Origin of the sequence: Acinetobacter sp. 251-1 (genome assembly GCF_030329305.1) — a bacterium.
Classification (GTDB): Bacteria; Pseudomonadota; Gammaproteobacteria; order Pseudomonadales; family Moraxellaceae; genus Acinetobacter; species Acinetobacter piscicola_A.
Map to the genome: position 1 here is coordinate 24890 of NZ_JACANS010000019.1, position 26161 is coordinate 51050.

Here is a 26161-nt window from a genome sequence, read left to right on the forward strand (position 1 = left end):
TTTTTCCTTATGCATAAATTGTATTTTCAGATAATGAAATGATACTTTTTTCAATTGCATTTAGCTTATTGATTTCTTCTTCAATATTATGTAATTTTTCATCTCGTTCCTTTTGCATTTGCTTGATGACTTCACGTTTTTGAGATAAATCTGTTTCAAATGATTCACTAATATTTTCAATCATTTGGTTTAACTGTTCGTTAATAACTTTTGGTAATTCCTTACGTAACTCCCGTTTAATAGATGGAATAATTTCAGATTGAATCTTATTTTTAATTTCTCGTTGTTGTTGCTGTTTACCAAAAAAACCAACAATTTCTGGCAAAAATACAATCACAAGCTCAATCAATGGAGCAAGTGTACCAGTTGTAATTGCTAAAACAGTTGCAATGGTTTTAAAGACTTTACCTGAATCTGTTTTTGTAGAAAAAGTTTCACTTAATTTAGTCAAGAGGCTATTTGTGGCTTCAATTTTACCTTTAATTTTTTCAGATAAATCATCTACCCACTCTGAACCTGCATAATTGGTCATCAACGTATTTAATGATCTCAGTTCTATATTAAATTCTTCGATAATATCCCCACTCAATTCTCCAATCTCTGATTTGAGCTTATCTGCAAAACTTAATCTAACAATTTCAATAATCGTCTGATTGAGATCACTATTATTTTTTATTGCTACTAGTAATTCATCAATATTGTCACTTAACTTCCGTCCCACATGTTCCACACAATTATTCACTACTCGTTCTGAATAACGATCTTGTAAATCCTCAATCAGTCGATTACGTTTTTCCTCTATTCGCTGCATGCCAGAGCTTAAATCTTGAATCACCCTTTCATTATCATCATGACTATTACTCATCGCTGATTTTGCAATATTAATTTTCCCCAAAATATCAAAAGTCAGATCTTTCAAATGCTTAATAAAAATATCTTTAAATATTTTTTCTGGTTCTACTTTGGCTAAAATTTCTCTAAATTGTTCCTCTGAACTTTCACCAACAGGTAAAACTTGATAATCATTACTAAATGATATCTGTAATTGTTCAGAAACCAAATCTAAAACTTCATTTACTTGGTGTTCCGCACGGAGATTAACTTTACTCACCAAGACCATAAAATTGCGTTCTAAATTTTGTAATTCCTGTAATTGTCTTAGCATAGAGCGAGTTATATTTCCCTCTTCTACACTTACAACCACAACAAAATGTGCTCCTCTTGGCAAATAATAATTAATCGCCTTATTATGATTTTCTAATGAAGAACCAAAGCCTGGCATATCCACAACAACAAATGGTGCAACTGCTTTTAAATACTCATTGTTCAAATATAATTTCAAATGAGAAAATTCTGCTGACCTCATTTTAATTACATCAAAGTCACTAATATCAAATTTCTCTTCTGTACCATTTAAGCGTATTGCTAGAATATGCTCATTTACACCATAGCGAAGTTCTGTTGCTAATTCTGTTTCTGGTGCAATTCCAACAGGTAATACATCTCGTCCCAAAAATTTATTGAGCAAGCTACTTTTCCCTGCACTAAAAGCACCAATAATAGGTAAAAGTAGCTCTTGTTCATATATCTGATCTTTTAACTGCTTCAATAGATTGAAATCAAAATTATCTCCCTGAAAAAGGTTTTCAATATCATTCAAATATTGAATATATGATTTTTGCGTATTCAATAACTCTTTCATTTATTTTCCTTAAAATTATTTAAAATAATAAAAATATAATTAAATTAACAACTTAATTATCTTATACAAATTTTTAATTTTATATAAGCTAAAAATAAAGTCTTAACGAAATTTCATTAAGGCTTTAGATACACTTCTTTATACCCATTGAAATGAAGCTCCAAAAATCTAGTACAACTACTACCAGTCAAAAAATGAGTCTGATATATCAACAAATCCTCAATAAGAACTTGAACCTAAGACAAGGGGATAACTACTCCTACTGAAATAAAGAATAAGCGTATTCCTATGCCTAAACATGTAGAACCATAAAAAAAGAGGTTTTGGAGTGAGTTTTACCCAATGGATAAGCCAAACAAGACAATCTTAAACTTTACTTAAAAGCACCGTGTATTAAAGCATAATAATTCCTTAATATTATATCATTGTTATTAAAGAACTTCTTGATCTAATAACTGATATTACGTACTCTATAGAAAAAATCTTAGAGCCTATCCAATATTTACTGATATGTGCGGACTTAACAGAAGGTGTTCCTTTGATGATCATCACCAATACTCCATCTGAGAATTTTTCAATTTGACCTAGGTTATAATACATGCCTTCCTAACTACGATTGATCCAATACGAGCATCCCCAATGCCCTTTCACATGATAAAAAACTTGCTGATATTTTCGATGAATTGCTTGATTACTATGGTGGCTTCGAAGGTTTGAGTCGTAAAATTGAAATTAGATGTTTTCGCATATATCCAAATACTAAATCATCATTGTGATTCTTGCGTATCACACCATGGGCACAAGCAAAAGTAGAAAACTTATATTTGCATTTCTTAAACCAAAAGGCCAAGCAGAAATCGTAACTGTCAAAGCTTTAATTTCATCACAATATTATACCAAGTAGTAAACTATCCTTAGATCGAGAATATATGTTGATGTGTGCCGGCTAATTATTCCAACCTTTGCTCTCTTGTACTAATTTAACAAAGTTTGCATGGAAATACCGAGTTGTCGTACTGTTTCGGAAACATTACCTTAGTTTTCTTCAATGGCTTTTATTGCGTCAGCTTTAAATTCTGCCGTATAAATCTTTTGTTTTTTGCTCATGGTCAACTCCTGATGAGTATGTCTAGTTTACCAAGTTAAAGCCTCCGTTTTTATCAGCACACATCATAGATTCAAAAGATTGATATTCGATACTGTACAAAGATCATATTTTATAAAAAACACAAGATATTGTATTTTTATTGTAAAAAATAACTATATATTGAAAACACTACTTGCATTTGTATATAAAACAATCGTATCCATATATAAGTAAATAACGAGATATGGATTTTGAGATGGCCTTTCAAATAGATTTAAATCAAATTTTAGGTGAACACAAAATACTTAAAGATAAAAAAATCAGTCTGATTAAACACCAAATTCATCCAGACTTTACTGGGATCTATAATTGTTATACAGAATTATTTAAAGGCTTAAATTTCAACTTAGAATCATCATTTGATTCAAACCTATATTTGGCTGTTTGCAAAGCCCCTCAGCATGATAGTTACGTTTGCGTACATCATCTCACACGTTTTTATTATTTTAGTCAATCAGATCGATTTATTCATTTTCATGTTTATCAATATCCTGAAAATGCAGAAGATATAGATGCACTTAAAGTCTATGTAGGGAATGAGTTTTTAAATGATCTGCGCAAATACCCCTATCAGTTAACAAAACTCAATCCTAAACGACTACAAGCCCTTATTAATCAATATATTCCAAGCGAGTGTTTACTGAAGCTCAATAAACAATACTCCTATAAAGCACATAAAACTATGGGACTAGAGGTACTAGCCAAAGAGCTCAAGGTATCAGATCAGCAATTACAACGACAAATCAAAAGCATCGAAAAGCGTCGTAAGCAAACACTCGATGATTTAGAGAAAAATAGTGCGATAGCAAAAGCGATGTTGAATGATCCCAATTTTGTATTAACACCTGACTTAATTTGGACCTCCTCATGACCCAAGAAAGTTTAGATTTTGAAGATCCCAATAGCCTGATTATTTCCTTAAAACATATTTTGAATAAACTGTTTACGGATGAAGATCTAAAAACTGCAGAACATATTCAGTATGTCGCTAATCTTCTTAGTTCGGTCAACACAGAGGGCTATTTAACGGGATTACAACTCGAACAAATTGATTTTGATATTCAATTTCAAGATGAATTTTCACTTGAAATAATTGCACCTACCCGAAAACGCAAAGTCAGTGATACCCCTATTGTTTGGTATGTTAACTCTATCGCTCAGCTAAACGATTCTCACCATAAAGCGATGATATGGAATGTGTTATCGATCAAAGCTGCAATTTATTTAATGGCTTTACCTGCGCTTCGACCTGATTTATTTAAAGAAGCTTACACAGAACATTTCAATACCGTAAAACGCTTATTTCATCGTATGCGCAATGCCAATAAGGTGTTAAGCCATTCACGTAAGCACCAAAATACTGATAATTATCTGAAACTCTTTGCGGAGTATTTACCCGAACCCACACTTTCATTAGAAGACCTTGTTACTTATCTTGAGTCTCTTACTGATTCAGATCAACTTGATGAATTTGATCAACACCTCATCAATGACATTCGCATTCCTTTTAATTATGTTCTACAGAATAAGGCTAAAATTGCTCGTGCAAATGTTCAACGACAAATCCAAACGCGTTATTTAGATGAAGATCAACTGATTGAAGAAACTGTTGACCTAGTCACCGTCTCTAAAAGCAAAGCACTTAATCTTGAAAATCAACTTGATGAACCAGAAGCGAGAGTGATTAGCACAAATCCAAGTCATATTTCACCCATCGCAAATTATTCAACCAGTAGCCAAAACTACTTTCATTTGGTTATTGCTAAACATATTCAGAGAAAAGAACATTTACTGACAAGTAGTAGCTTGTATCCCAATCCATCCAGTATTCAATATTTACTAAAAGAGTTATATCAAGGCTTTCTTCGTGGCGAAAAAGAAAGTCTGATTTTATTGCTCATGTTTCTGACCGGAAATTCTGCGGATCATTGGATCAAAGCACAGAGTCGTCGGGTTAAAAATCTAACAACACGACAAACCCTGATATATAAAAATCAGCAATATTACCTTTCCACAAAATTTACCATTTTTGAGAATAAAGAATTCCCTTTCAAAGGCTTATTAAATGATACTATTTATTTTGATCTTCCCATTGCCAACGAGCTTATAGACGGGTTACGGGCTGGCGAAAAGATTGAAATTGAAGCCATTTATAAAAAAATTAATCTATTAAAAAACAAGTTGTTTATTCCTAAGTTATCACTATTGAAAACAAATTCTTTATTACACCATAGAATTTACGAGCTCACAGGAGATCAACAACTCGCAAATATTCTCTTAGGCATTGATGCCAATCAAGCTTCCGCTATTTCATATTGTCATCACAATATATTCAAAATTCAGCAAAAATATATTTCTATTATTCAACAACTCAATCAAGATCTAGGAAAACGATATGCAGAAATTCGCCTAGATTCATCTTTAAATTTTGGAAGTCGAAAAGCACCAAGAGCTCATATTATTCAACATATTTTCAATGTGCTTGCCACGAAGATGTATCAATGTGCAGATGAGGATTGGATCGGAAAGTTTAATCACTACAGCATTTGGATGTGGAATATTTTACTGCTATTTACATCTGCCCGACCTGTTGCTGATTTTCCAGGTTTTCTGAAAAACTTTAATTTAAAAAGGAAGATTTTCTATGTTTCAGACAAAGAAGTGGGAGGACGACAAGGTGATGGTCGGATCATTCCACTCTGTGATTTCTTAGTTCAAGAAGTTCAAAACTTCGTATGCTTTCTCAATAATATAAAACATTATTTGGGGAAAAATGAGATGCAAATGGGTCAACATATCCAAGATATTCTCGACAGTAAAAAGCCACTATTATCTTTATGTATAGATGGCGTATGGAAAAGTCTTAGCCCCGCTATTGTCAAAAATTTTCATTTAGAACTCGGTTTAAATCATGCCAATTGGCATCGACATACTGCACGTGCATTTTTAACAGATAAAATTTCTGAACCTGAAATTTTAGCACTCTTCGGTCATGAACAAATGCAGCAAGAGGCAGCACATCCTTTTTCTAGTTTATCCTTTTCACAATATTCAAAAATTGCAGATGTATTACAACAAATGAAAGCGGCTTTTCAAATTCCAGAGATTAATATTGATGTCATCCTCTAAGAAAATTAAAAAAATATCATTTGCAGAAGATCGCCGAAAACAAAAACGGCTCGATGATAAAAAGCGTATTGAAGTAGATGTTGAGAAAATACTACATCCCTATATCACTCAACTGTATCAGAAACATTTAGAACAATTTGAGCATCAATATGATGAAATTTATAAATTTATCCAACAGCATGCAACTTGTAATGCCTGGAAAATCCAAGCGCATCAATTTTTTAAAAATTTTATTTCAAAGAAAAATCAAAATCGCTTAGATCCTTTTCCAATACCTTATCTTCCTTTTACTATGCAACGGGATGCCTTGGTCAGAAATGCTGAATGGTTTCAATCTGGGTATAAAATTGATGAGATCATCGAAAAGCTTTGGGATTATTGGGAGTTGGCTGAGGATCATCAATCTTTTTCAGATGATGAAATTATTGCAAATATACTGATTTCATCCATGTTATTTGCTGGACTCAATCAAGTATCTTCATTAAATGCCTTGCTAGAATATCTAAAAAATCCAACCCATATTCAAAGTATTGATCAAACTAATATTATATTTCTAACTCCCCTCTCACCGGGCTATGGGGATTTATTTATCGATGAAAAAACCATCCGAAAGTCTCGTAATTTTATTCCTGATCATATTACCCGTTTATGGTTAATTCATTTTAATACGCGGCAGATTCGTAAAATCAATCTAACCGTTGACGAATATTTACAGCTCATTTTTTCAAAGATGAATTCTAGTTTTAATCGTAGAACATATAAATTATTAAGAGATCATTCTAACTTTCATTGGACTCAACTGAAAGATGCCGATATTGACCCTGCTTTGTCACAATGCTTAATTGAAAATATACAAACCTGTGGATTATCCAAACACGAGTTTCAAAACTTTTATCGCCCTCAATTTATTACAAATACTCAACCTCCAGATCCGCATAAATCTAGTGCAGCACCCGCTCAACCTGCATTTGTCCAATCCGATCAAGCCAGGAAACAAACACTTAAACTGCATAAAGATCTTTTAAAATTTATTCGTTCTACGCAAAGTGATCAAGCGACTGAACATTCAATCATTGAATATATCATGTTGAATCATGCTAACTTAAATGAATATAGTCAAAGAATCGTATTGTGGTTAATCAGCTTATATAAACCCGCTAACGCTTTAATTTCACCTCTTTTAGCACTTTTAAATGTCGATGCTGCTCTATTTCAAAAGTCATTCCAAAACAATAATCCATTATCTGAGCATTCCATTTATACCTATTACACACGTATTGCTGAGCCATGGTTAAGCCATTCTCTACAATATATAAGTAGTGAAGATGATCCGAATATCTTGCTTAATAAGCTTTACGAACAAATCATCAGTAATACACTCATTCCAGATGAGTCTATTACTGAAACAGAAGAAGAACCGAGTCAAAACGAAGCTAAAAAATCTAAATCGCAAATTATCCAAATGCTCAAAAGGTTCCATAAGTTTCAACAAATTGTATTTAATGCTGATTCTTTTGAAATTGAAATGATTGCCACACAAACACGCCCTCGGTCAAGAATCATTGGACATCAAACTTTAACATTGTTACTTAATACACTAGATCAACAGAATGCCGAACATCTCATTGAACATACCCAATATCAATATCTTAAATTAATTTATATATTGGCCTATCGTACAGGGATGCGTATCAATGAAATTTTGGGTTTACGCATTCGTGATGTGGAAGGATTGGAAAAACTATCTATTTGGATTCAGCCTTACGGTTCAAAAAAACAAGGGAATTTGCATCAGTTAAAAACGGACAGTTCTGAGCGTATTATTCCAATCTACTGTTTGTTAAAGCAGAAAGAATATGAGCTATTCCACCAATTTATGATTGAAAAACGTCTGTCAGGTACTAAAAACGATTACATTTTTGCTGAGTGGAATCAACAGACCAAGTTGCAAAAAAATACTGTGACTGTGCCTTTGATTACACTATTCAATCAACTTTTGCAAAGCCATGATTATTCCTTTCATTCATTCAGGCATAGTGCCGCAAATCATTTTGCTCTGATTTTAAATTGTGAATATTCACCTTGGGTGGAAAGGCTCACAGATTATTCTTTAGAAGAATATCATCATATTCGGCAAGAACTTTTGCGCAATTCACATGACCAAAACCATTGGTTCATCATCGCCCATCTTCTGGGGCATATTGACCCAACTGAAACTTTTAGAAGCTACATCCACCTCGGCTATTTTATTGCAGGTACAAAATTACTCAAACATCAACCTGATATCTCTGCTGAATTAGCCATGAAAATCATGGGCTATAACCCTGCATTAACTTGTTTTAAATTTCTTAATTCTGTTCATCCCAATAAACCCTTTAATTTTGATCAGTATGCTGAAAAATTAAGTCAGCTTTTATTAAATCAACAGAATGAATGGTCAAAAAGCAATTTCGAATCTATTTTTGTAGATCCTTCAGTTCTCAATTATAAACCACATGATTATTTTCAATTTTTTGCAGGTACACCGCAGTCAAAAGTATCATTTAAACTGTTTTATCAATGCTTAAATCGACTCGAAACCTTAGAGGATTCTCAACAGGTCGCTGCCGAATATGGTCTGCCTTTTGCACTCGTTGATTATTGGTTCAATAATGCCAAAAAGCTCAGGCAACTGACCTCAAAAAAAGGACTGCCACGTCTGAACGGCTTAAAACCTGCAAAGGTCGATACACAGGAGGAAATTAAAATCTATACATATTTTTTCGACAAACTTCAGGGTGAATATGAAAACAATCCAACACTGATTCTTCAGGCGCTGCAGTTATTTTTAGAGCGTGTTACAGCATCTCACTCAGGAATTCATTTTCCACGCAAAAAGGTGGATCAGCTTGAAGCATTTTATAGCAAAATTCACAATTTATTCCCAACGGAATACTGGAATATTACCGGTAATGATTTAAGTGATTTAATTACACGTAAAAATCAACCTTTACTATTTAAAGTATTAAGAACTCAAAAAGTATTAGCACCCACTTTGCGTGATAACTATGTTCGGTTGCAGCTTTTTTCTAAAAATAAGCAAAGAGCACTGGGTGTTTTTAAGTTCTGTTTGCATTTAGCTTGTATTGGAAAGCCTAAAATTAAATTTTAGGCGATTCAAAATATGAGCTGCGAGTTGCTGACTCTATAATGAAGCTAGAAATAACTAGTTTTTCTGCCCAATATCGATGAATAAACAATCACTACGTAAAAATATCTTAAAGGTTGCTAAACATTTTAACATTTAATTTATCACTTCTAATGCAGGACAAACCAATAGTAGTTTCATCTTTAGAAACCAAAAAGAAACATAACTTAAAAAAAATTAATTACTTACACATCAAATGATTTTGAGCAGCAGCTAAACGTTTTGCTCTAGTATTCTTCAAATATACCTGTACATCATTACTTGATACAGAGGGTGCAGAGTCACTATTCAATGATCCAAAAGAAGACATATCAAGCATATATTTATATTCTTGATATATTTGATTTGCTGAATAAGCTTGCCATCTGCCTGTATCATCTAAAAAATAAGCAGCCTTACCTTGAGTATTACATTTTTTTGCAAAATGATACAATGTATCTGTTACATCTAAACTTGCTGCGTAACTCTGAAGTGCAAAACAACTCATTATCACAAGTGCAAAAAATTTTAATAACTTCATGATTAACCCTCTGATTTTATATACTTAAACAAGGTAAATAATACGCTTACCTGTTTATTCTTATGCAAAAGTAACATGAGGGTTAGACAGGTTATGTCACCACCTAAAATAGATTAATAATACTTTAATAAAATGATGTGTACTGATAAAAACAGAGACTTTAACTTGGTAAACTACACACTCATTAGGAGTTTACCATGAGCAAAAAACAAAAGATTTATAAGACAGAATTTAAGGCTGAAGCAATAAGAGCCATTGAAGCAAACAAAGGTAATGTCTCAGAAACAGCGCGATAGCTTGGCATTTCTATGCAGACCCTTTCAAATTGTTACAACAAAGCAAAAGCAGGGACATTAGTAGGTACACAACAATATTCACCTGATCTCGTTGCTCTAAGTGAACGGATGACAGCACACATCATTCAGCCTTGTTCTCAATAAAGCTTATATTTCCTCTTTTATTTAAAACAATTTATCTGCATTCAATAATTTCCTCATTTTCAAATAATAAGTTTATTAGATACCCAAATACCTCTTAACCTCTTGTTCCATTTCATCTTGCAATTTTTCAGGACTAATAATTTTAAGATGAGGAATCCAATAACGAACTAAAGGTAAAATTTGTTTTGCATTAGTGATTTGACTCGATAACAGCAAACTACCATCATTCAATTTCTTTATGATTTTTTGCTCAGGTAAAAGAGAACGAGCTTGAAAATGCTCTGCAACTTCAGCATGAACAGTTAAAATAACTTCTATTTTTTCTAACCCAAACCAAATGGTATCTTCTTTATCCAATTGTGATATAACAGCAGGATCTATGACAAAATAAATCACTTCAGATGAATGAGATAACATCTCAATTCGACTTAAACGATATGCTCTTAAGTTATTTTTATATACAGCAGCTAAGTACCAATTTCCATGATGATGGATTAAACGATAAGGTTGAACATTTTTAGTTACACCTTTATACAAGAAACTAATTTCGTAATGCTCTTGGATGGCTTCTCTAATAATTTTGAAAAGCTCTTTAAATTGACTAGCATCTTCGACAGAATAATTTTTAGTACTATAAATCTTATGCGCACGACTATCTAAAATTTCCCGTAAAAAAGATGTATCCAATGATGGATATAAATCACTTATTCCAGAAATCTGAGCAAAATTAATGATGTCTTTTGCCGTAATTTTACCTAAATAGTTCTCTTGTAAATAATATTTTTTACTTTTTTCATCTCTCAGTAAAGGTATTGAAGCACTTAAACGATCAAAATCTCGAGAAATTGTTCTTGTACTGACCTTAAATTCTTCTGCTAAAGTCTTGATTTGCAAATGTTGTCCATCATTTAATTTGGTCAGAATATTAGCTAAACGATCAGCTAAACGCTCATGATTCCCTTCATCATGCTGTGTAAATACCATATGAGCATTCCAACTCAAGTAAGCAAAAATTTTTCTTTAAAATACAATATTTTTAAAAAAAATCAATAAAAATTAATAAAATATATTTATTAACAATTTTCTAAGTATAAATTTTCTAAATGACAGGTTATGTCTATCAGAATTAAAATTTGATTTTTAATTCATCTAATTTTCTCAACCCATTAAAAATACAATAGTGCACTTTACTTTTAAACCTACAATTAAAAATAAACTCTTAGTTTTCTTAGGGTCTTATTCATATTTTATGCCTAAAAAATAGCGAGAATGAAAAATCAAATGACTAAACTCAATTTCACTCTCACTATGACTATTTTAACGTTAAATAATAATTACATTTAAAGTCTCTTTAAAAACATTTAAATAAATATAAATCAATATCTTATATCACATGTTTTTCTCCAATCCTCCCAATAACAAGGAATTAAAAATAGTGAATTTTCATGTAATCTAGACCACAAACGTACACCTAAATCTTTTTCCAACATTCTGATATCAAAATTAGAAATCAATAACGTTGATTTCATACTGTCATAACGACTGTATAAAATCTTATGTACCATTTCTAAACGCTTTTCATGACGATCATGTAAGCCATATTCATCAATTACCAACAGATCAAAACCAGCCAAATGCTGGATGATTTCAGCTTCAGATTTTGTAGGATCACTCCATGTATCCATCATCAATTGTGCAATCTGAGCACTGGTATAATATCGAGCTGTTAAAGGGCTATTTAAAATAATATTGCGAATGATTGATGCACTTAGGTGTGTTTTCCCAGTACCAGGATGTCCATATAAAATTAAATTAGGATATTGCCCTGCTATAATCTGCTGAGCAAAATTTTGGCAATTTTTTACTGCATTTTCCTGACCAAAAGACAAACACTGATAGTTTTTAAATCCACTTTCTACATAACGTTTTAATAAACCAGATTTTTTGATTTTGACATCAATTAAATTTTGACGAATTTCATCTTCATGTAACTGTTGTGCTGCAGACACCAAAGTTTTAGCACACTCCTTACAAATCAAATGTCCTGCAATCAACCATATTGTTTGACCATGAATAGGACAGACTTGCTCTGCTGGAGATGATGAGTCATTGATTAAATTGAGAAAGCACTTCATGTTTCCCTCCTAAACCCAGTTTTTACTTTGATTACAACCTTCTACGTCTGAAGGTGAAGGTGAAGGTGAAGGTGAAGGTGAAGGTGAAGGTGAAGGTGAAGGTGAAGGTGAAGGTGAAGGGTATAACTCAGGCTTTGCCAAAGTACTACTTAAACTTTGCTCAGACATTACATGAGCATCATTTGGCATAAGCTTCGGCGATGCTTGAGCATGGCTTGAGGATTTACTCCAGCGTGCTTGAGCAGCTTGTTTGGCTTTATCTGATTTCATTTTTTGATTCAAAGTCGCCTGCTCTTTCAATGCAGAAAGATAACGAGATTGTAAATGATCAGCCGTACTTTCAAACATCCCTAAGCTGGTTATGGTTTGAATCAATAATTTAATTTTGGATTGAGGAAGTTTAGTAATGCTGACCAAAATGGCACTTTGGTTCGGAATTGGACCATTTTTCCAAAAATCCATCATTAAAAGAAATGTGGCTCCAATTTGTTCTGGGCTCATTCTTGCAAACTTTGATTGCAGATCACCAATATAAATTGGCATCCAAATAGAGGCATCTTTATTCATTTTTTCACCATTTTTAAGTATAAGAAGGCGAAGGTCACCTGATTCAGATGACCTCAAATCTTTTGGCATGTCTAAATTAAATTACTAAGGCGAATGCGGGCTTGTAGAGCCAAGTCATCAAAATTAATAAACTCTTCATCCATCAACTTTTGTAGCCATAGACGTAATGCTTGATGATCATCAAAGCATTTATTGATATTGAGTAAGAAAGCCAAATTATGCAGTTTTGGAATATGTAACTCTTGAATCAATAATCGAGCAACATCATCAGCTTCTTGACTCACAACAACACCACCAAAAAATGATTTGCTATTCATGTGAAAACTCCTTTTCATTGAGTTTTTCAAGCATTGCTTCAAATGCACTACCATCGCGGCGTGTAACATTAGGAATATAGCGACTGTAGACCCTAAATAGCATTTCTGTGGTTGAGTGACCAAGCTGTCGTGCAACCCATTCAGGGTTTTCACCCGCAGATAGCCAAAGCGTTGCAGCAGTATGGCGTGTTTGGTATGCACGACGTGATTTGAGCTCTAGAAATCGTAACAGAGGATGCCAAACACGTTTGTTAACAAGACGGTAGTCTAAAGGACCACCATTTCGATTACAGAAGACAAAATCCGATTTACCATTATTCAAACTTCTTTGTTGTTTAAAAGCTTGATAAATACGTTCACTCATTTGAATCGTTCGATCAGAGCCATACGTTTTGGTACCACCGAGCACACCATTTACAAGTGCTTCTCGAATATGGATTTCTCTACGTTGAAAATCCACATTTTTCCACTGTAATCCATCAATTTCACTGGTACGCATACCTGTGAAAAATCGGATGGTGTAATACGGTTTAAAATCGTCACGCACAGTCGTGAGAATCTGCTGTACTTCTTCGAGAGAAAATGGAGTTACCTCAATTTTACTTTCTTTCAAATTGTTAATATTTTTATAAGGCGACTCGAAACTATACCGTTCGGCCGCATCATTCAGTATCATACGCAAAGGTGTCATGATTTGATTGATCCTTGATGCTTTCAGACTTGTTTGATCTTTTCCGTGTGTCACTTTGGCGAGAGAGGCACGGAAGTTCAGCAAGTCTGACTTCTTGATTTTTGTTAATACCTGATTACCAAAAGCTGGTAACAAGTAATTTTTAATGACAATCGCCACTTTTTGTTGATAAGAACCTCTCCATTCGATTTGTTTCTGTTTAAACCACAAAGCTGTAAAATCTTTAAAAAGTGGTACTCGTGTTTGCACTGCAATTTGCTGACTTCGTTTTTCTTTGAAATCATCAATTTTTTTACTTTTAGGGAAATACTTTTCGTATTCAAAAGTACCTAGCGTTATTTCCGCTTCTAGTTGTTCTAGACGCTTCTTTAATACCCTTCGGTTATAGGGATTATCTTCAAGACTCGTTGTCTCTCTGCATCGAATGCCCATATAGCGGAAGTCTGCAATGAGTCTGCCATTTCGTTCACGGATAGTAGCCATAGTGATAGATCCTCTAATGAATTATTGAAGAGCATCCATACTCAGTCCTGTGAACTTAAGCATTTCAGTTTCAATACGTTCCCAAACAAACAGAATCTTGCGACCACCAAAAGGACGAATATAGTGAACACCTTCAATGAAGACGCTATCTTTAAGTTGATTGCGAATGGTGCGAGCGTCGTATTGAATTTTTTCAGCGAGTTGCTGTGCCGTTAAGTATGTATATGTCATAATTGTATTCCCATATTAATTCATCGGATGTAAGTAGTTTTTCATCCTTAAACGTAAAATAACCTCAAATTTAATTAAATGCAATTAAATTTTCATTGTATTAGAGGAAAAATTAATGGTTATTTGTAAATTACCAATTTTGTTAGCTGAACGAAAAATGAGGGTTGCAGATCTTATCCGAGGGACTGGCATCAATAAAACGACTTTGCATAAGCTATACAACGGTGACTTAACTCGCATCGACTTAGAAACGATTGACCGTATTTGTGAATATTTAGACATTCAAGTAGGTGATTTATTTGTTTTTGAAAAAAATCTTACTAATCAAATAAATGAAGAGTAGTTTGGTCACCGATGGTCACTTTGAAATCGTGATTGGTCACAAAAGCAGACATTAAATTTGAACGATCGTTAAAATTTATCTATCAAATTTGAATTGCTTTATTTAAAACCTAGATGAATATCTAAAAATGAGCTTTTTTAGGGAAAAATTTTGGTCACCGATGGTCACTTTAGAAAAGTGATTGGTCACAAATTCGTAAAATAAGTTAAAACTGGGAATATAATTCTATTTTATAGACCCAGTATTTTAGCTTTAGGGGGGCTAAAAAGTACAAGTGATTGAGTGAAATTTGAGGTCATTTAAAGTACTTTATACAAAGTGTGGCACACAATGGTCACATTTTGGTCACCAAACATGGGAACGGCTAATAAAATTTATAAGTAGACTCTAGTAAACAATTTGAACCAGCTAGAAAAATATGAATAAAATCAACAATAAAAAAGCCCCCATCTTTCGATGAGGGCTTTTTGAATCTGGAGCGGGAAAGGAGACTCGAACTCCCGACCCCAACCTTGGCAAGGTTATGCTCTACCAACTGAGCTATTCCCGCAGAGTCTGTCCAATTTTTTAAATAAAAAACTGAATAAAAAAATTTTGGAGCGGGAAAGGAGACTCGAACTCCCGACCCCAACCTTGGCAAGGTTATGCTCTACCAACTGAGCTATTCCCGCGGAGTCTGTCCAATTTTTTAAATAAAAAACTGAATAAAAAAATTTTGAGCGGGAAAGGAGACTCGAACTCCCGACCCCAACCTTGGCAAGGTTATGCTCTACCAACTGAGCTATTCCCGCATGGGGCTTATAATACATTAAGAAAAATCAGGGTCAACAATTTTTTGTTATAAAATCGCTCATTTGCATAAAATTAACACAGATGACTTATTTTTTTGCTAATTCTGCCTAAAAACAAATAGGCTTTAAAGCAATTAAGCTCATTTTCTGATCTTTCATATAGAGATTAGGGGCAAAAAATATAATCCGTTATACTCCGTTTAAGTTAAATCTTGAGGAAGTGTGAAATGAGCCTTGAACAACAATTGATTGAACAGTTACAAACTTTAAATCCAACCCATTTAGAAGTCGTCAATGAGTCAGCTGGTCATGGTGGCTATTTTCCAGGAAAAGAGTCACATTTCAAAGTGATCATCGTCAGTGAAGCTTTTGCAGGTTTACGTTTGGTACAACGTCATCAAAAAATCTATGCTGAAGCTAAAGATTTACTCAGTCCTGGTAAAATTCATGCTTTAGCCATCCACGCTTATCTTCCAAGTGAATGGCAAGGTCAAGCGCCTGCTAGCCCTGAATGTGCACATGCACCAAAAGCATAAGGTAGAGTATGGATACGCATTTAATTGTTAAAATCATCCACATGTCGAGTGCAGCACTGGCAATGCTGGTCTTTGTTTTACGTGCATTTACACTATTTGTTGGCACACAAAACCAACAACCAAACCCCAAAGGTCGTGTTGCCTTCGTTGCTGTACAGCACTTTTCTTATACACTGCTCGTAATCACAGGTGTGGCTTTATTGGTTATGAATCATTTCCAAGTACAAACTTGGTTTTACGCAAAAATATTACTCTTTTTTGTGTTGTTATCATCGCAAATTAAAGCTTATAAAAAAGATGAAGCCATTCTATTGGCACAACGTCGTGCTGGTTTGGTATTGGGTGCTATTGCCTTTGTTTCTATCCTTGCCTTGATTTTAATTAAGCCTGTTTTTGGTTGATTGTCAGACATTTATTTCCTACTTGTATGCAGTCTAGGTTAAACTGTATACAAGTCAAAAAATAATGAATTTGAGGGAATTATGATCACACGTGTGGTGTTTAACCAAAAGGGTGGCGTAGGTAAGTCGAGTATTACAGTAAATTTGGCGGCAATGAGTGCCAATGCTGGTCTAAAAACCTTAGTGATTGATCTAGATCCACAAGCAAATTCGAGCCAATATCTATTAGGTGATGATGCAACTTATTCAGCAGACAAAACCGCACTTGAACCCAATATCGAAAATTTCTTCCAAGATGTTTTGGGCAATAACCAACAAAAAGGCTTGATTGGCAATGCCATCGGGTCATTATTAAAATCAAAAAATAAAGGCTTCGAACAGTATATTCACCACTCACCTTTTGCAAATTTAGATGTATTACCCGCAAGTCCAACCTTGGGCAGTCTGGAACATGCATTAGAAGCCAAACATAAAATCTATAAATTACGTGATGCGATTCAAACCCTTACTGGAAAATATGAGCGTATTTTTATCGATACTCCACCTGCATTTAATTTTTTCACGTTGTCGGCATTGATTACAGCAGATCGTGTACTGATTCCTTTTGACTGCGATGTATTTTCTAAACGCGCCTTACAAACTTTGATTGAAAATGTCATCGAAACCCAAGATGACCACAATGATCGTTTGGAAATTGAAGGAATTATTGTCAATCAATTCCAAGCGCAAGCAAAATTACCACGTGAAGTGGTACAGCAGCTCAAAGATGAAAACCTTCCTGTATTAGAAAATATGTTGCCGCCTTCAGTCATTATGAAAGAGTCACATCATAAAAACTTACCTCTCATCTATTTTGCTACAGATCATAAATTGACGCAGGCATATCAATCATTGTTCAATGAGATTGAGCAAAAATAAGATCGAGATATCGCATGAAAATGAGCTATTTAAATGCAATGAAATGGGCAGCTTTCGGTATAGGGCTGTCTGTTTTAACCGCATGTGCCACCACAGTCAAACCAAGTTATGTGTCACCAACACAATATCAAGCGATGAATTGTGGACAGTTAAATTCTGAATTCCAACGTATTCAACAATACATCAACAATGGTGTACAACCTGCAAAACGTACAGGTATGGGCGTTGGTGTCGGACTTGGTGGTGGTTGGGGACGTGGCGGTTGGGGTTTTGGTCCAAGTATTTCAGTCAATATGGGACAATCTTCAAATACCAAGAACACTGAGCTTGCTAATCTGTATGGCCAGCAGGATGCGATTTCTCAAGCAGCACAGTTTAAAAATTGTCCTTATGTGCCGAAACGTCAAGAAGTGAAAAAGTAACAAATATATGCATACTGAGCCACAGTTGGCATAGTATGCATTTTAATGTTTAGCAAAATGTTTCAAGATTAATCATATAAAAAATAAAATGTTAAATCATATCCCTTTAAATAAAGGGGTTAAAATTCAAGCAAAATCCATCTTAAAACTTGTTATGCTTTTATATTTTCGTTTAAGGTATGTCCCTGTAAAATTATTTGAAAGCACTATATGATTGAAAATTGGCTATTTATTGCTGCGATGTTGGCTGTGCTGCTCATTCCGGGCCCCACCAATGCATTATTAGTCAGTTCAGCACATCATCAAGGTATTGCAAAAACATTTGCTTTAGTCCCTGCACAACTTTTAGGTTATCTATATGGCATCAGTATTTGGGCACTGCTGATTCATTTAACTTTGCCAATTTGGCCATTTTTGATTGATATTTTACATTTCGCCAGTACGATTTACGTCTTATGGTTGGCATTTCATTTATGGAAAGCTTCACATTTAAAAACACATAGTCAATTACACAAGACATTAACGCCATCACAACTATTTATTACAACATTAAAAAACCCAAAAACGATTTTATTTGCCGCAGGTATTTTTCCTGTAGAAACATGGGATTCCTACTTACATTATTTTTTAGTGATGAGCGTATTTGTGTTATGTCTAATCCCCTGTTCTTTGTTTTGGATTTATTGGGGACGCACAGTGTTGGCAGGAAATATAAAAGGCGTCAGTGCTGATCGTATCTATAAAGGATCAGCACTGTTTTTAATTTTATGTATGTTGCCTGTGGTGATTCAATTTTTTTAAACTTTATCTTTATTGAAAAATTTATGACGAATAAAACCGATTAAACCAGGTAAAATACTTAAGAAAATAATGCCGAAGACCAAATGAGTAAAGTTATCTTTGACCAATGGGTGCCCACCAAACAAATAGCCCAATGTGATAAATGAACCCACCCAACAGAAAGCACCTACGACATTATACGTCAGGAAATATTTATAATTCATACTGCCTGCACCAGCAACAAACGGCGCAAAAGTACGGGCAAAAGGAATAAAACGAGCAAAAATAATTGTTTTACCACCATGCTTTTCAAAGAATTGTGAAGTTTTAATCAAATGTTCTTTGTTAATAAAGCGAGATTCGATTTCAAATACCCGTGGTCCAATGTATTTACCAATGTGGTAATTTAATGTGTCGCCCAATACTGCCGCCATAAACAGTAAAATCACCAATAAAACAGGATCCATTGCCCCTGTAGATGCAGCCAATGCCCCTGCGGCAAAAAGTAAGCTGTCCCCCGGTAAAAATGGCATCACCACTAAACCAGTTTCTACGAAAATAATCAGGAATAAAATTCCGTAAACCCAATAACCGTAATTTGTTATAAATTCAAATAAATGCTGGTCAACATGTAAAATAAAATCAATGAGATTCATGAAATAAAAGCTAAGCCAAGTCGTGCTCAAATCCTAGCAGTCTGTGTTATGAAAGTCAGTATTAAAAAGTAAATAAAAACATCTATTATCGTTTCATTTATAAAACGATAAGTCTGATTTTTGCATATTTATCCAAAAATCACAGCGTACTATCATGAGCTCATGTTAAAAAATACGAATTAGGTCTCATCATGTTAAATCCAAATGTTGTTCTCAAAAATATCGTCCATCAAGCCCATACTGATGCAACACTTGCATTGATTGCACGTGCACTTCTCGCATATATCTTTATCGTTGCGGGTTGGGGCAAAATCACAGCATATAGCGCAACCGTAGGTTATATGGAGTCTATGGGAGTGCCGGGAGCAATGTTACCACTCACGATTTTGGTTGAATTCGGTGGTGGTTTAGCCTTGTTATTTGGTTTTCAGGCACGTTTTGCAGCACTCGGCTTAGCTGTATTTAGTTTAATTACTGCATTTTTATTCCATGGTGGTGCAGAAGATAGTATTAACTTTATGAAAAACTTTGCCATGGCTGGTGGTTTATTTTTCTTAATGTTGCATGGTGCAGGTCGATTTAGCTTTGATCATCTCATTGAAAAATAATCAATATTAAAATAAAAATTAAAAAAGCCAGATCAACATCTGGCTTTTTTGTGCAACAGTTTAAGCAAGCATAAGCAAAGCAACATCAAATGAATCTATTAATGCTTTGCACAGCCGAAAAATCTTAGTCTTCAAACTGCTTTGCTTGATGAATCAATTGTTGAAAAATAGCACTATCTTGAATTTGATTGGCACTGAGTAATGCCAATTTCACTAAAAATAATTCACGTTTTTCTAACGGTACAGCATCAATCGTTTCAGCCAAGTGATCATACACTTTTTCTAGATGTTCAATAGAAATACTCATGCTACTGCTCCTTCTACAACGTCAGTAAACTGTTTAAATGTTTGCGTTAATGCATTTTCACGATAGCTCAGCCAACGCCCATTAATATGATGCCCCGGACGAACCAAATAAACGGTACCGACAGATGCAAAGAAACGTTCTGTTGCAATATCAGGATGGATATTCAAGCACACATCTGCCTCTGCCACCATGTGTTGATCAAGTGCTAAGGCAACTATTTGTACAGGAATACCCTGTTGCTTTAATGCCAGAACTTCTTGTGACAAGGCTGTAGGTAATTGACCTTTTTCAGTAAATACAATTACGCTAAATTTACCTGAAATTGCATCATACAAAAATGAATGATCTGCAAATTTGATATTTGGAATCAATGCCCCGTTTTCGGTCAACTCATTCATTTGTGCATTGTCATCACACAGACTGTTGAGCGGTGAATGTGTATATGCGTGCGGGCGTGAGGTACGCCAATGATAAAGTGGACGAACAAACTCATGTTCTAATGACAATGAAAGTACAGCATTACGCAGTAAACGGAAACCATCCGTAGGAGGTGCCATAAAACGCGTTGATTTTCCTGCTTCAGCAATAATCTCACGTGCAGCCCCAACACGATCAAAAGTGTAGCTTTGTAAGATTTTCTCAGGTGCCCAACCTTTTACTGCGGCTGCTAATTTCCAAGCTAAATCTTGTGCATCTTGAAAACCTGTATTTGCACCACGCACTCCAAAAATTGGTAATAAATGTGCAGCATCGCCCACGAAAATAATACGGTTATGTACATAATTATCTAAGGTCAATGCACGTGCTGAATAAACTGTACTCCAGTCCATTTCCCACTCAAGATGATCTTGCCCAATCATTTTTAATTGATCGTTGACAGCTTTATGTAAATTTTCTGGTTTCAATGCTTCTTCGGGGCTAATCGATGGATCTAATTGATAATCAAAACGCCAGATATTGTCGGGTTCACGATGCATTAAAATCGTATTCCCAGGATTCCAATCAGGTGAAAAGAAAGCTAAACGTTCAGTGGGATAATCCAATTGAATACGAATATCCGCAATGACAAAACGACCTTCATAACTCGCTCCTTCCATCCACAATTTCATACTTTCACGAATCGGGGAGCGACCACCATCGGCTGCAACAACCCATTTGGAAGTATGCTGATATGTTCCTTCAGGCGTGTCTATCGTTAAAGTGACCTGATCCTGTGCTTGTACGTGATCGACGACTTTATTTCCCCAACGTACTTCAATATTGTCTTGTTCTTGAATCGTTTCTAATAAAAAATGCTCTAACCAATTTTGTTGTAAATTATTTAAGGGTGCAAACTGATCATGTTCATTGGTGGGTGATGCCATGCGAAAAGCAACTTGGCCTTTATAAATTGAATTACCATGTGTCCAAGGTAAAGCTTTTGACATGATCCGTTCTGCTGCACCTGCTGCTTGCAAAATTTCCATCGAACGTTTGGTATAAACCAGTGCGCGACTACCTTCAGACAGTTGTAATTCAGCAGACAATAAAATGACTTTGACCCCCTGTTTTGCTAACAATAGTGCTGTCGTCATCCCGATTGGACCCGCTCCAACCACAGTAACCGTTTGTTCGTCTGTCACAACTTCTGTTTGACTATGAAAGTGTGGAAAAACTTCATACTGATAGTAAAGCGATTTTCTTGGCTCTTGTGCTAGAAAATGCATATTGAACTCCTTGTCATATATATACTAAATTTAAGACTTTGTTTCGGATGCCATCACAAGCGTTGTGGGCATTTTTATTGCAGAATAATCAGATTCAGGACATACAACGCTGCGGTACTTTTGGCTACCACGTAGCCCATAGAAATAAAAAACATAAAGGAAAATAGTCAGTACGATACAAATGATCCAAACCCACGTAAACGAACCTGAAGCAGTGACAATGAACCATTACGTGAGCAGGTTTTCTTTAAACAAGTTGATGTAAGCCTACATCTTCCTGTGCATATACCGGGATATACTGACTTTTACTCATCCAAAGAACATGCAACGAATGTGGGGTGTATGTTCCGTGATCCTAAAAATGCACTTTTAGCCAATTGGTCTGAGCTACCTGTAGGCTATAACGGTCGTGCAAGTTCAGTGATTGTGAGTGGCACAAACATTGTCCGTCCATCAGGTCAAATTAAATTACCAACAGCGGATCGCCCACAATTTTCAGCCTGCCGTAAACTCGACTTTGAGTTAGAAACAGGTTTTATCGTCGGGAAAGCCAACACATTAGGTGAACCGATTGCAATTGAAAATGCATGGGATCATATTTTTGGCATGGTACTGTTTAATGACTGGTCTGCTCGTGATTTACAGCAATGGGAATATGTGCCACTCGGTCCATTCAATGCAAAAACATTTGCTTCCTCAATCTCCCCATGGATCGTGACCTTAGAAGCGCTTGAACCTTTTAAAACACATTCTCCAATACAAGAGCCTCAGCCCCTTCCTTATTTACGTGAAGACCACAGTAACAACAGCTATGACATTCATCTGTCTGTAGAAATTCAAGCGGAAGGTGCAACGCAAGCAAATGTCATTTGTGAAACCAATTTCAAATATATGTATTGGTCAATGGCACAGCAGTTAACTCACCACACGATTGCAGGATGTAATATGCAAGTGGGTGATTTAATGGGTTCAGGAACCATTTCAGGACCAACGCCAAACTCCTACGGTTCTCTGCTCGAAATCACATGGAATGCGACCAAACCATTAACACTTGCCAATGGTGAACAACGTACCTTTATTCAAGATGGCGATACAGTCACGATGAAAGGTTTCTGTGAAAAAGAAGGTGTACGTATTGGCTTTGGTGCTGTATCAGGCAAAATTCTGCCTGCCATTCAATTTAACTTTGCAGAATAAGACGGATAGCGTAAATGAAACTGTACACCTATTTTCGCAGTTCAGCCGCCTATCGGGTACGTATAGCACTGAATTTAAAAGGCTTAGATGCAGAATTAATCCCTATACACTTGGTCAATCATGGCGGTGAACAGCATAGTGCTGCATATCGTCAAGTTAATCCGAGTGGACTTGTACCGACCCTCTGTGATGATGATTTTACCCTAACACAATCGCTCAGCATCATTGAATACTTAGATGAAAAATACACAGAAACTAGTCTACTCACACAGGATTTACAACAACGCGCCCAAGTACGTGCATTTAGTTTAAGCATTGCCTGTGACATTCACCCACTCAACAATCTGCGCATTTTACAGTACCTCACACAGACCTTAGAGCTGAGCGATGCACAAAAATCTGCATGGTATGCGCATTGGATTGAGATAGGTTTTCAAGCACTTGAAGCTCAATTAATCCATTCAAATGGCAAATTCTGTTTTGGTGAACAGGCAACATTGGCAGATTGTTGTCTGATTCCACAGGTGTATAACGCGAAACGCTTCAATATTGATTTATCTGCATATCCGAAAATTGAATCGATCTATGCACATTGCAACACATTACATGCATTTCAACGTGCAGCACCTGAAGCACAAGCTGAAGCAAATTAAAATTTTTATAAGGATATAAATGATGACGATTCAAATCGAAAAAATTCACCATGTGGCTTACCGCTGTAAAGATGTAAAAGAAACGGTCGAATGGTATAAAAAAAATCTCAATATGGATTTTATCTTAGCATTTGCAGAAGACTATGTGCCCTCAACCAAAGCATTTGACCCATATATGCACTTATTTTTAGATGCAGGTAATGGCAACGTTTTGGCATTTTTTGAGCTACCGACACAACCTGAAATGGGACGTGATGAAAATACACCGAAATGGGTACAGCACATTGCATTAAAAGTGAAAGATCGTGCTGCGTTGGTAGAAGCAAAAGCGCATTTAGAAGGCAATGGTGTCAATGTTTTAGGCATCACTAATCATGGTATTTTCCATTCGATTTATTTCTTCGATCCGAATGGTCACCGTTTGGAATTGGCATATGACGATGAAAAAGCACCGCAAAAAATTGCAATGATCACCGAAGAAATGAAGCACGAAATGTTAGAAGAATGGTCTAAAAATAAACGTGCACCACACCATACCCACTTTCTCCATGCTGCTGAATTAGATGACAATGCAGCTGATGCCAAAGTGGATGCTTAATTTTAGGGATGATCTCGTTCATGAATAAATGGGTTGCAAGTGCTGAACTGGCAGGTGGCTTTGGTTTATGTGTATTCCTGAACTATTCATCGACGCTTTTAAAAATACAGCGGTCAAGGGTTTGACCTGTATTTCCAATCATTCTGGAGTAGATGACTTCGGTTTACCCCTCACAGGCAAAGGTGTAGTCAACCGTATTATCACCGATTTAGGCATGATGGATATAAGTACTGAAGGTGTCAAACTGGTCGAACTTGCTCAAGATGTCATGCTAGAACAAATCAAGGCAGCAACAGGTGTTGAGCTGATTTTAGATGCTGTTGCGACATAATTGATTTGATTGAACATCCAAGCAACTGAAATTGCTTGGATGTTTGATGACGATGAGTTAATTTTTATATTTATAACTAGTAAACATACTGTAGCAATAACTGAGCATATGTATTGCTCTGTGTACCATTTACTTGTGATCCGCCATTTAAAAGTGCTTTTTTCGGTTTAAAGATCCCCAATAAAGGAATGACATTGATATGCGGAGTCGGTGACCAAACCGCAAAGATATCAAGCTCATGTGCATCTAGATTTTCTGTGTCTTTTTTAATCGTATCAAATTGATACGCCAACATGCCTAAATGTAAATTTTCCTTAACGGAAGCTTGCAATGAAACCTGATGAATACGTGCATTGCTGCTAAATGGCCCCGCATAATTTCCTGCAACTTCACCTTGAAACCATGTACCAAAGCCTGCGTCAGTATTACCATAAAACAATGCATCATAATTTTCTGAAAATGATGAAAAGCGATACCCCAAAGTCGGCTGAAATGGCATGTGCTCAAATTGATAATTCAATGCCATATACCATGCATTTTCATGTTGCTGATCTTGATAGACATATTCGCTACTAAAAGCAAGCTGATCATTGATTTGTGTCTTTGCTCTAACAGCAATATCTTTTAAATCATCACGTACAGATTCATGCTGTGGATCTTCAAGCTCTGCTATCTGTAAATACGTCAGTCCAAAATCATAATTTTTAAATTGATACTGCCAATCGGTTGCCCATAAAGTCGGTTGATATTGGGCTTGATTATCCGATTTTAAATAGTACCAATGGCTTTTTAAACTGTCCGTCAATTGATAATGTAAAACCGTTGTAAAATCAAAACTTTTACGCGCTGCAATATAATAACCACCACCCCGATTGAGTTCACCATCGGCTATGCCTTTGCCCATATTTAAGGCATCACCAGCAACTAAAAAACCATCTGCAATTTGCACACTTTGACGACCTATACTCAGATCAATTTTGGCTTTATCTGCTGCACCGTTTCGCCAGCCCAGTGACCATTCACCTACCGTTGTTTTGCGCTCACTGCCATCGCTAAAACCTGCTGCATCGCCATCACCAAAGGTCGCTGAACTGAGCCCTTTCACTGTGGCATACAGTTCATTTTTACCTAAGCGATATTGCCCTTCAACACCATAAGACGCATAGGCTTCTTGCCATGAAATATCATCTTGCGCTTCAGGATTGTTATAACTTTTTTTGCTGTACATCGCACCATACATCATGTCTATACTCGGTTTGATGCTTAAGTTTTCATTGATCTGCGCATTGTCAGCCTGTACAGCAGCATTCCCCAACAATGTAAAAATGCTGAGTGCATATACTTTTGTGTTCATGTCTTTTCTCA

General features: G+C 35.4%; 24 protein-coding genes, 3 tRNA genes and 4 pseudogenes. 16 read left to right on the plus strand and 15 right to left on the minus strand.

From position 1 onward, the window contains the following. Positions 1–7: 7 nt before the first annotated feature. Positions 8–1702, minus strand: coding sequence for a dynamin family protein (locus tag HX129_RS14690; protein ID WP_286436312.1), 1695 nt, complete (start codon positions 1700–1702; stop codon positions 8–10). Between the two features lie 632 nt (positions 1703–2334). On the opposite strand from HX129_RS14690, the pseudogene HX129_RS14695 reads away from it, so the two are divergent. The 4 genes and pseudogenes from HX129_RS14695 (at position 2335) to HX129_RS14715 (ending at position 9129) form a co-directional block, all read left to right on the plus strand. Further along, positions 2335–2565: pseudogene (locus HX129_RS14695) on the plus strand (VF530 family DNA-binding protein). 480 nt (positions 2566–3045) lie between these two features. After that, positions 3046–3720, plus strand: coding sequence for a hypothetical protein (locus tag HX129_RS14705; RefSeq protein ID WP_286436313.1), 675 nt, complete (start codon positions 3046–3048; stop codon positions 3718–3720). Then, positions 3717–5978, plus strand: a complete 2262-nt coding sequence (locus HX129_RS14710; protein WP_286434385.1) for a hypothetical protein — start codon at positions 3717–3719, stop codon at positions 5976–5978. The genes HX129_RS14705 and HX129_RS14710 overlap by 4 nt, the downstream gene beginning before the upstream one ends. Next, entirely contained in the window at positions 5965–9129 is a 3165-nt protein-coding gene (locus HX129_RS14715; protein ID WP_502872678.1) for a tyrosine-type recombinase/integrase, read from the plus strand. The genes HX129_RS14710 and HX129_RS14715 overlap by 14 nt, the downstream gene beginning before the upstream one ends. 217 nt (positions 9130–9346) lie before the next feature. Here the strand turns inward: HX129_RS14715 and HX129_RS14720 are convergent, their stop codons facing one another. Then, the gene (locus HX129_RS14720) at positions 9347–9685 is read right to left on the minus strand and encodes a hypothetical protein (protein ID WP_286436315.1); all 339 of its coding nucleotides are present in this window, start codon (positions 9683–9685) and stop codon (positions 9347–9349) included. A 197-nt stretch (positions 9686–9882) separates the two neighbouring features. Here HX129_RS14720 and HX129_RS14725 point away from each other — a divergent pair. Next, positions 9883–10086: pseudogene (locus HX129_RS14725) on the plus strand (transposase); the annotation flags it as partial. Between the two features lie 114 nt (positions 10087–10200). Here the strand turns inward: HX129_RS14725 and HX129_RS14730 are convergent. From HX129_RS14730 to HX129_RS14755, 6 genes are all read right to left on the minus strand, one after another. Next, positions 10201–11109 carry a helix-turn-helix transcriptional regulator gene (locus HX129_RS14730; RefSeq protein WP_286436316.1) on the minus strand — a complete coding sequence of 303 codons (909 nt, stop codon included), beginning with the start codon at positions 11107–11109 and terminating at the stop codon, positions 10201–10203. A 392-nt stretch (positions 11110–11501) separates the two neighbouring features. Further along, on the minus strand, positions 11502–12260 hold the full coding sequence (locus HX129_RS14735) for an ATP-binding protein (RefSeq protein ID WP_286436317.1): 759 nt from the start codon (positions 12258–12260) through the stop codon (positions 11502–11504). 9 nt (positions 12261–12269) lie between these two features. Beyond that, a complete protein-coding gene (locus tag HX129_RS14740; RefSeq protein WP_286436318.1) occupies positions 12270–12827 on the minus strand; it encodes a hypothetical protein in 558 nt (185 codons plus the stop codon). 71 nt (positions 12828–12898) lie between these two features. Further along, on the minus strand, positions 12899–13144 hold the full coding sequence (locus tag HX129_RS14745; RefSeq protein ID WP_130072434.1) for a hypothetical protein: 246 nt from the start codon (positions 13142–13144) through the stop codon (positions 12899–12901). Continuing rightward, complete coding sequence (locus HX129_RS14750; RefSeq protein WP_286436319.1) at positions 13137–14318, minus strand: tyrosine-type recombinase/integrase; 1182 nt, start codon at positions 14316–14318, stop codon at positions 13137–13139. The genes HX129_RS14745 and HX129_RS14750 overlap by 8 nt, the downstream gene beginning before the upstream one ends. A 21-nt stretch (positions 14319–14339) precedes the next feature. After that, positions 14340–14549, minus strand: a complete 210-nt coding sequence (locus tag HX129_RS14755; RefSeq protein ID WP_005403933.1) for a hypothetical protein — start codon at positions 14547–14549, stop codon at positions 14340–14342. Between the two features lie 115 nt (positions 14550–14664). Between HX129_RS14755 and HX129_RS14760 the strand changes: the two genes are divergently transcribed. After that, complete coding sequence (locus HX129_RS14760; protein WP_286434402.1) at positions 14665–14892, plus strand: helix-turn-helix domain-containing protein; 228 nt, start codon at positions 14665–14667, stop codon at positions 14890–14892. Positions 14893–15366: 474 nt separating this feature from the next. On the opposite strand, the gene HX129_RS14765 is transcribed toward HX129_RS14760, so the two are convergent. The 3 genes from HX129_RS14765 to HX129_RS14775 form a co-directional block, all read right to left on the minus strand. After that, positions 15367–15442: transfer RNA gene (locus tag HX129_RS14765), tRNA-Gly, on the minus strand. Between the two features lie 45 nt (positions 15443–15487). Further along, a tRNA-Gly gene (locus HX129_RS14770) sits at positions 15488–15563 on the minus strand. Between the two features lie 47 nt (positions 15564–15610). After that, positions 15611–15683, minus strand: a tRNA-Gly gene (locus HX129_RS14775). 227 nt (positions 15684–15910) lie between these two features. Between HX129_RS14775 and HX129_RS14780 the strand changes: the two genes are divergently transcribed. From HX129_RS14780 to HX129_RS14800, 5 genes are all read left to right on the plus strand, one after another. After that, positions 15911–16219, plus strand: a complete 309-nt coding sequence (locus HX129_RS14780) for a BolA family protein (protein WP_286434404.1) — start codon at positions 15911–15913, stop codon at positions 16217–16219. 8 nt (positions 16220–16227) lie between these two features. Next, positions 16228–16620, plus strand: coding sequence for a SirB2 family protein (locus HX129_RS14785; RefSeq protein WP_286434406.1), 393 nt, complete (start codon positions 16228–16230; stop codon positions 16618–16620). An 81-nt stretch (positions 16621–16701) separates the two neighbouring features. After that, positions 16702–17538 (plus strand): ParA family protein, encoded by an 837-nt coding sequence (locus HX129_RS14790; RefSeq protein WP_286434407.1) that lies wholly within the window; start codon positions 16702–16704, stop codon positions 17536–17538. A gap of 38 nt (positions 17539–17576) precedes the next feature. Next, positions 17577–17960: a hypothetical protein gene (locus HX129_RS14795; protein ID WP_130072503.1), complete on the plus strand. Its 384-nt coding sequence runs from the start codon at positions 17577–17579 to the stop codon at positions 17958–17960. 210 nt (positions 17961–18170) lie between these two features. After that, on the plus strand, positions 18171–18761 hold the full coding sequence (locus HX129_RS14800; protein ID WP_130072447.1) for a LysE family translocator: 591 nt from the start codon (positions 18171–18173) through the stop codon (positions 18759–18761). On the opposite strand, the gene HX129_RS14805 is transcribed toward HX129_RS14800, so the two are convergent. Continuing rightward, the gene (locus HX129_RS14805) at positions 18758–19396 is read right to left on the minus strand and encodes a DedA family protein (protein WP_130072448.1); all 639 of its coding nucleotides are present in this window, start codon (positions 19394–19396) and stop codon (positions 18758–18760) included. The genes HX129_RS14800 and HX129_RS14805 overlap by 4 nt on opposite strands. A 191-nt stretch (positions 19397–19587) precedes the next feature. Between HX129_RS14805 and HX129_RS14810 the strand changes: the two genes are divergently transcribed. Further along, positions 19588–20004, plus strand: a complete 417-nt coding sequence (locus HX129_RS14810; RefSeq protein WP_130072449.1) for a DoxX family protein — start codon at positions 19588–19590, stop codon at positions 20002–20004. Between the two features lie 124 nt (positions 20005–20128). On the opposite strand, the gene HX129_RS14815 is transcribed toward HX129_RS14810, so the two are convergent. Continuing rightward, positions 20129–20311, minus strand: a complete 183-nt coding sequence (locus tag HX129_RS14815) for a hypothetical protein (protein WP_130072450.1) — start codon at positions 20309–20311, stop codon at positions 20129–20131. Beyond that, a complete protein-coding gene (locus HX129_RS14820; protein ID WP_286434410.1) occupies positions 20308–22017 on the minus strand; it encodes an FAD-dependent monooxygenase in 1710 nt (569 codons plus the stop codon). The genes HX129_RS14815 and HX129_RS14820 overlap by 4 nt, the downstream gene beginning before the upstream one ends. A gap of 216 nt (positions 22018–22233) precedes the next feature. On the opposite strand from HX129_RS14820, the pseudogene fahA reads away from it, so the two are divergent. The 4 genes and pseudogenes from fahA to HX129_RS14840 form a co-directional block, all read left to right on the plus strand. Continuing rightward, positions 22234–23214 (plus strand): annotated as a pseudogene (gene fahA, locus HX129_RS14825) (fumarylacetoacetase); the annotation flags it as partial. Positions 23215–23228: 14 nt separating this feature from the next. Beyond that, a complete protein-coding gene (gene maiA / locus HX129_RS14830) occupies positions 23229–23867 on the plus strand; it encodes a maleylacetoacetate isomerase (protein ID WP_286434411.1) in 639 nt (212 codons plus the stop codon). Between the two features lie 22 nt (positions 23868–23889). Next, positions 23890–24465 carry a VOC family protein gene (locus tag HX129_RS14835; protein WP_286434412.1) on the plus strand — a complete coding sequence of 192 codons (576 nt, stop codon included), beginning with the start codon at positions 23890–23892 and terminating at the stop codon, positions 24463–24465. Between the two features lie 148 nt (positions 24466–24613). Continuing rightward, positions 24614–24796, plus strand: a pseudogene (locus tag HX129_RS14840) (hypothetical protein); the annotation flags it as partial. A 76-nt stretch (positions 24797–24872) separates the two neighbouring features. Here the strand turns inward: HX129_RS14840 and HX129_RS14845 are convergent. Continuing rightward, the gene (locus HX129_RS14845) at positions 24873–26150 is read right to left on the minus strand and encodes a hypothetical protein (protein ID WP_286434413.1); all 1278 of its coding nucleotides are present in this window, start codon (positions 26148–26150) and stop codon (positions 24873–24875) included. Positions 26151–26161: the final 11 nt, after the last annotated feature.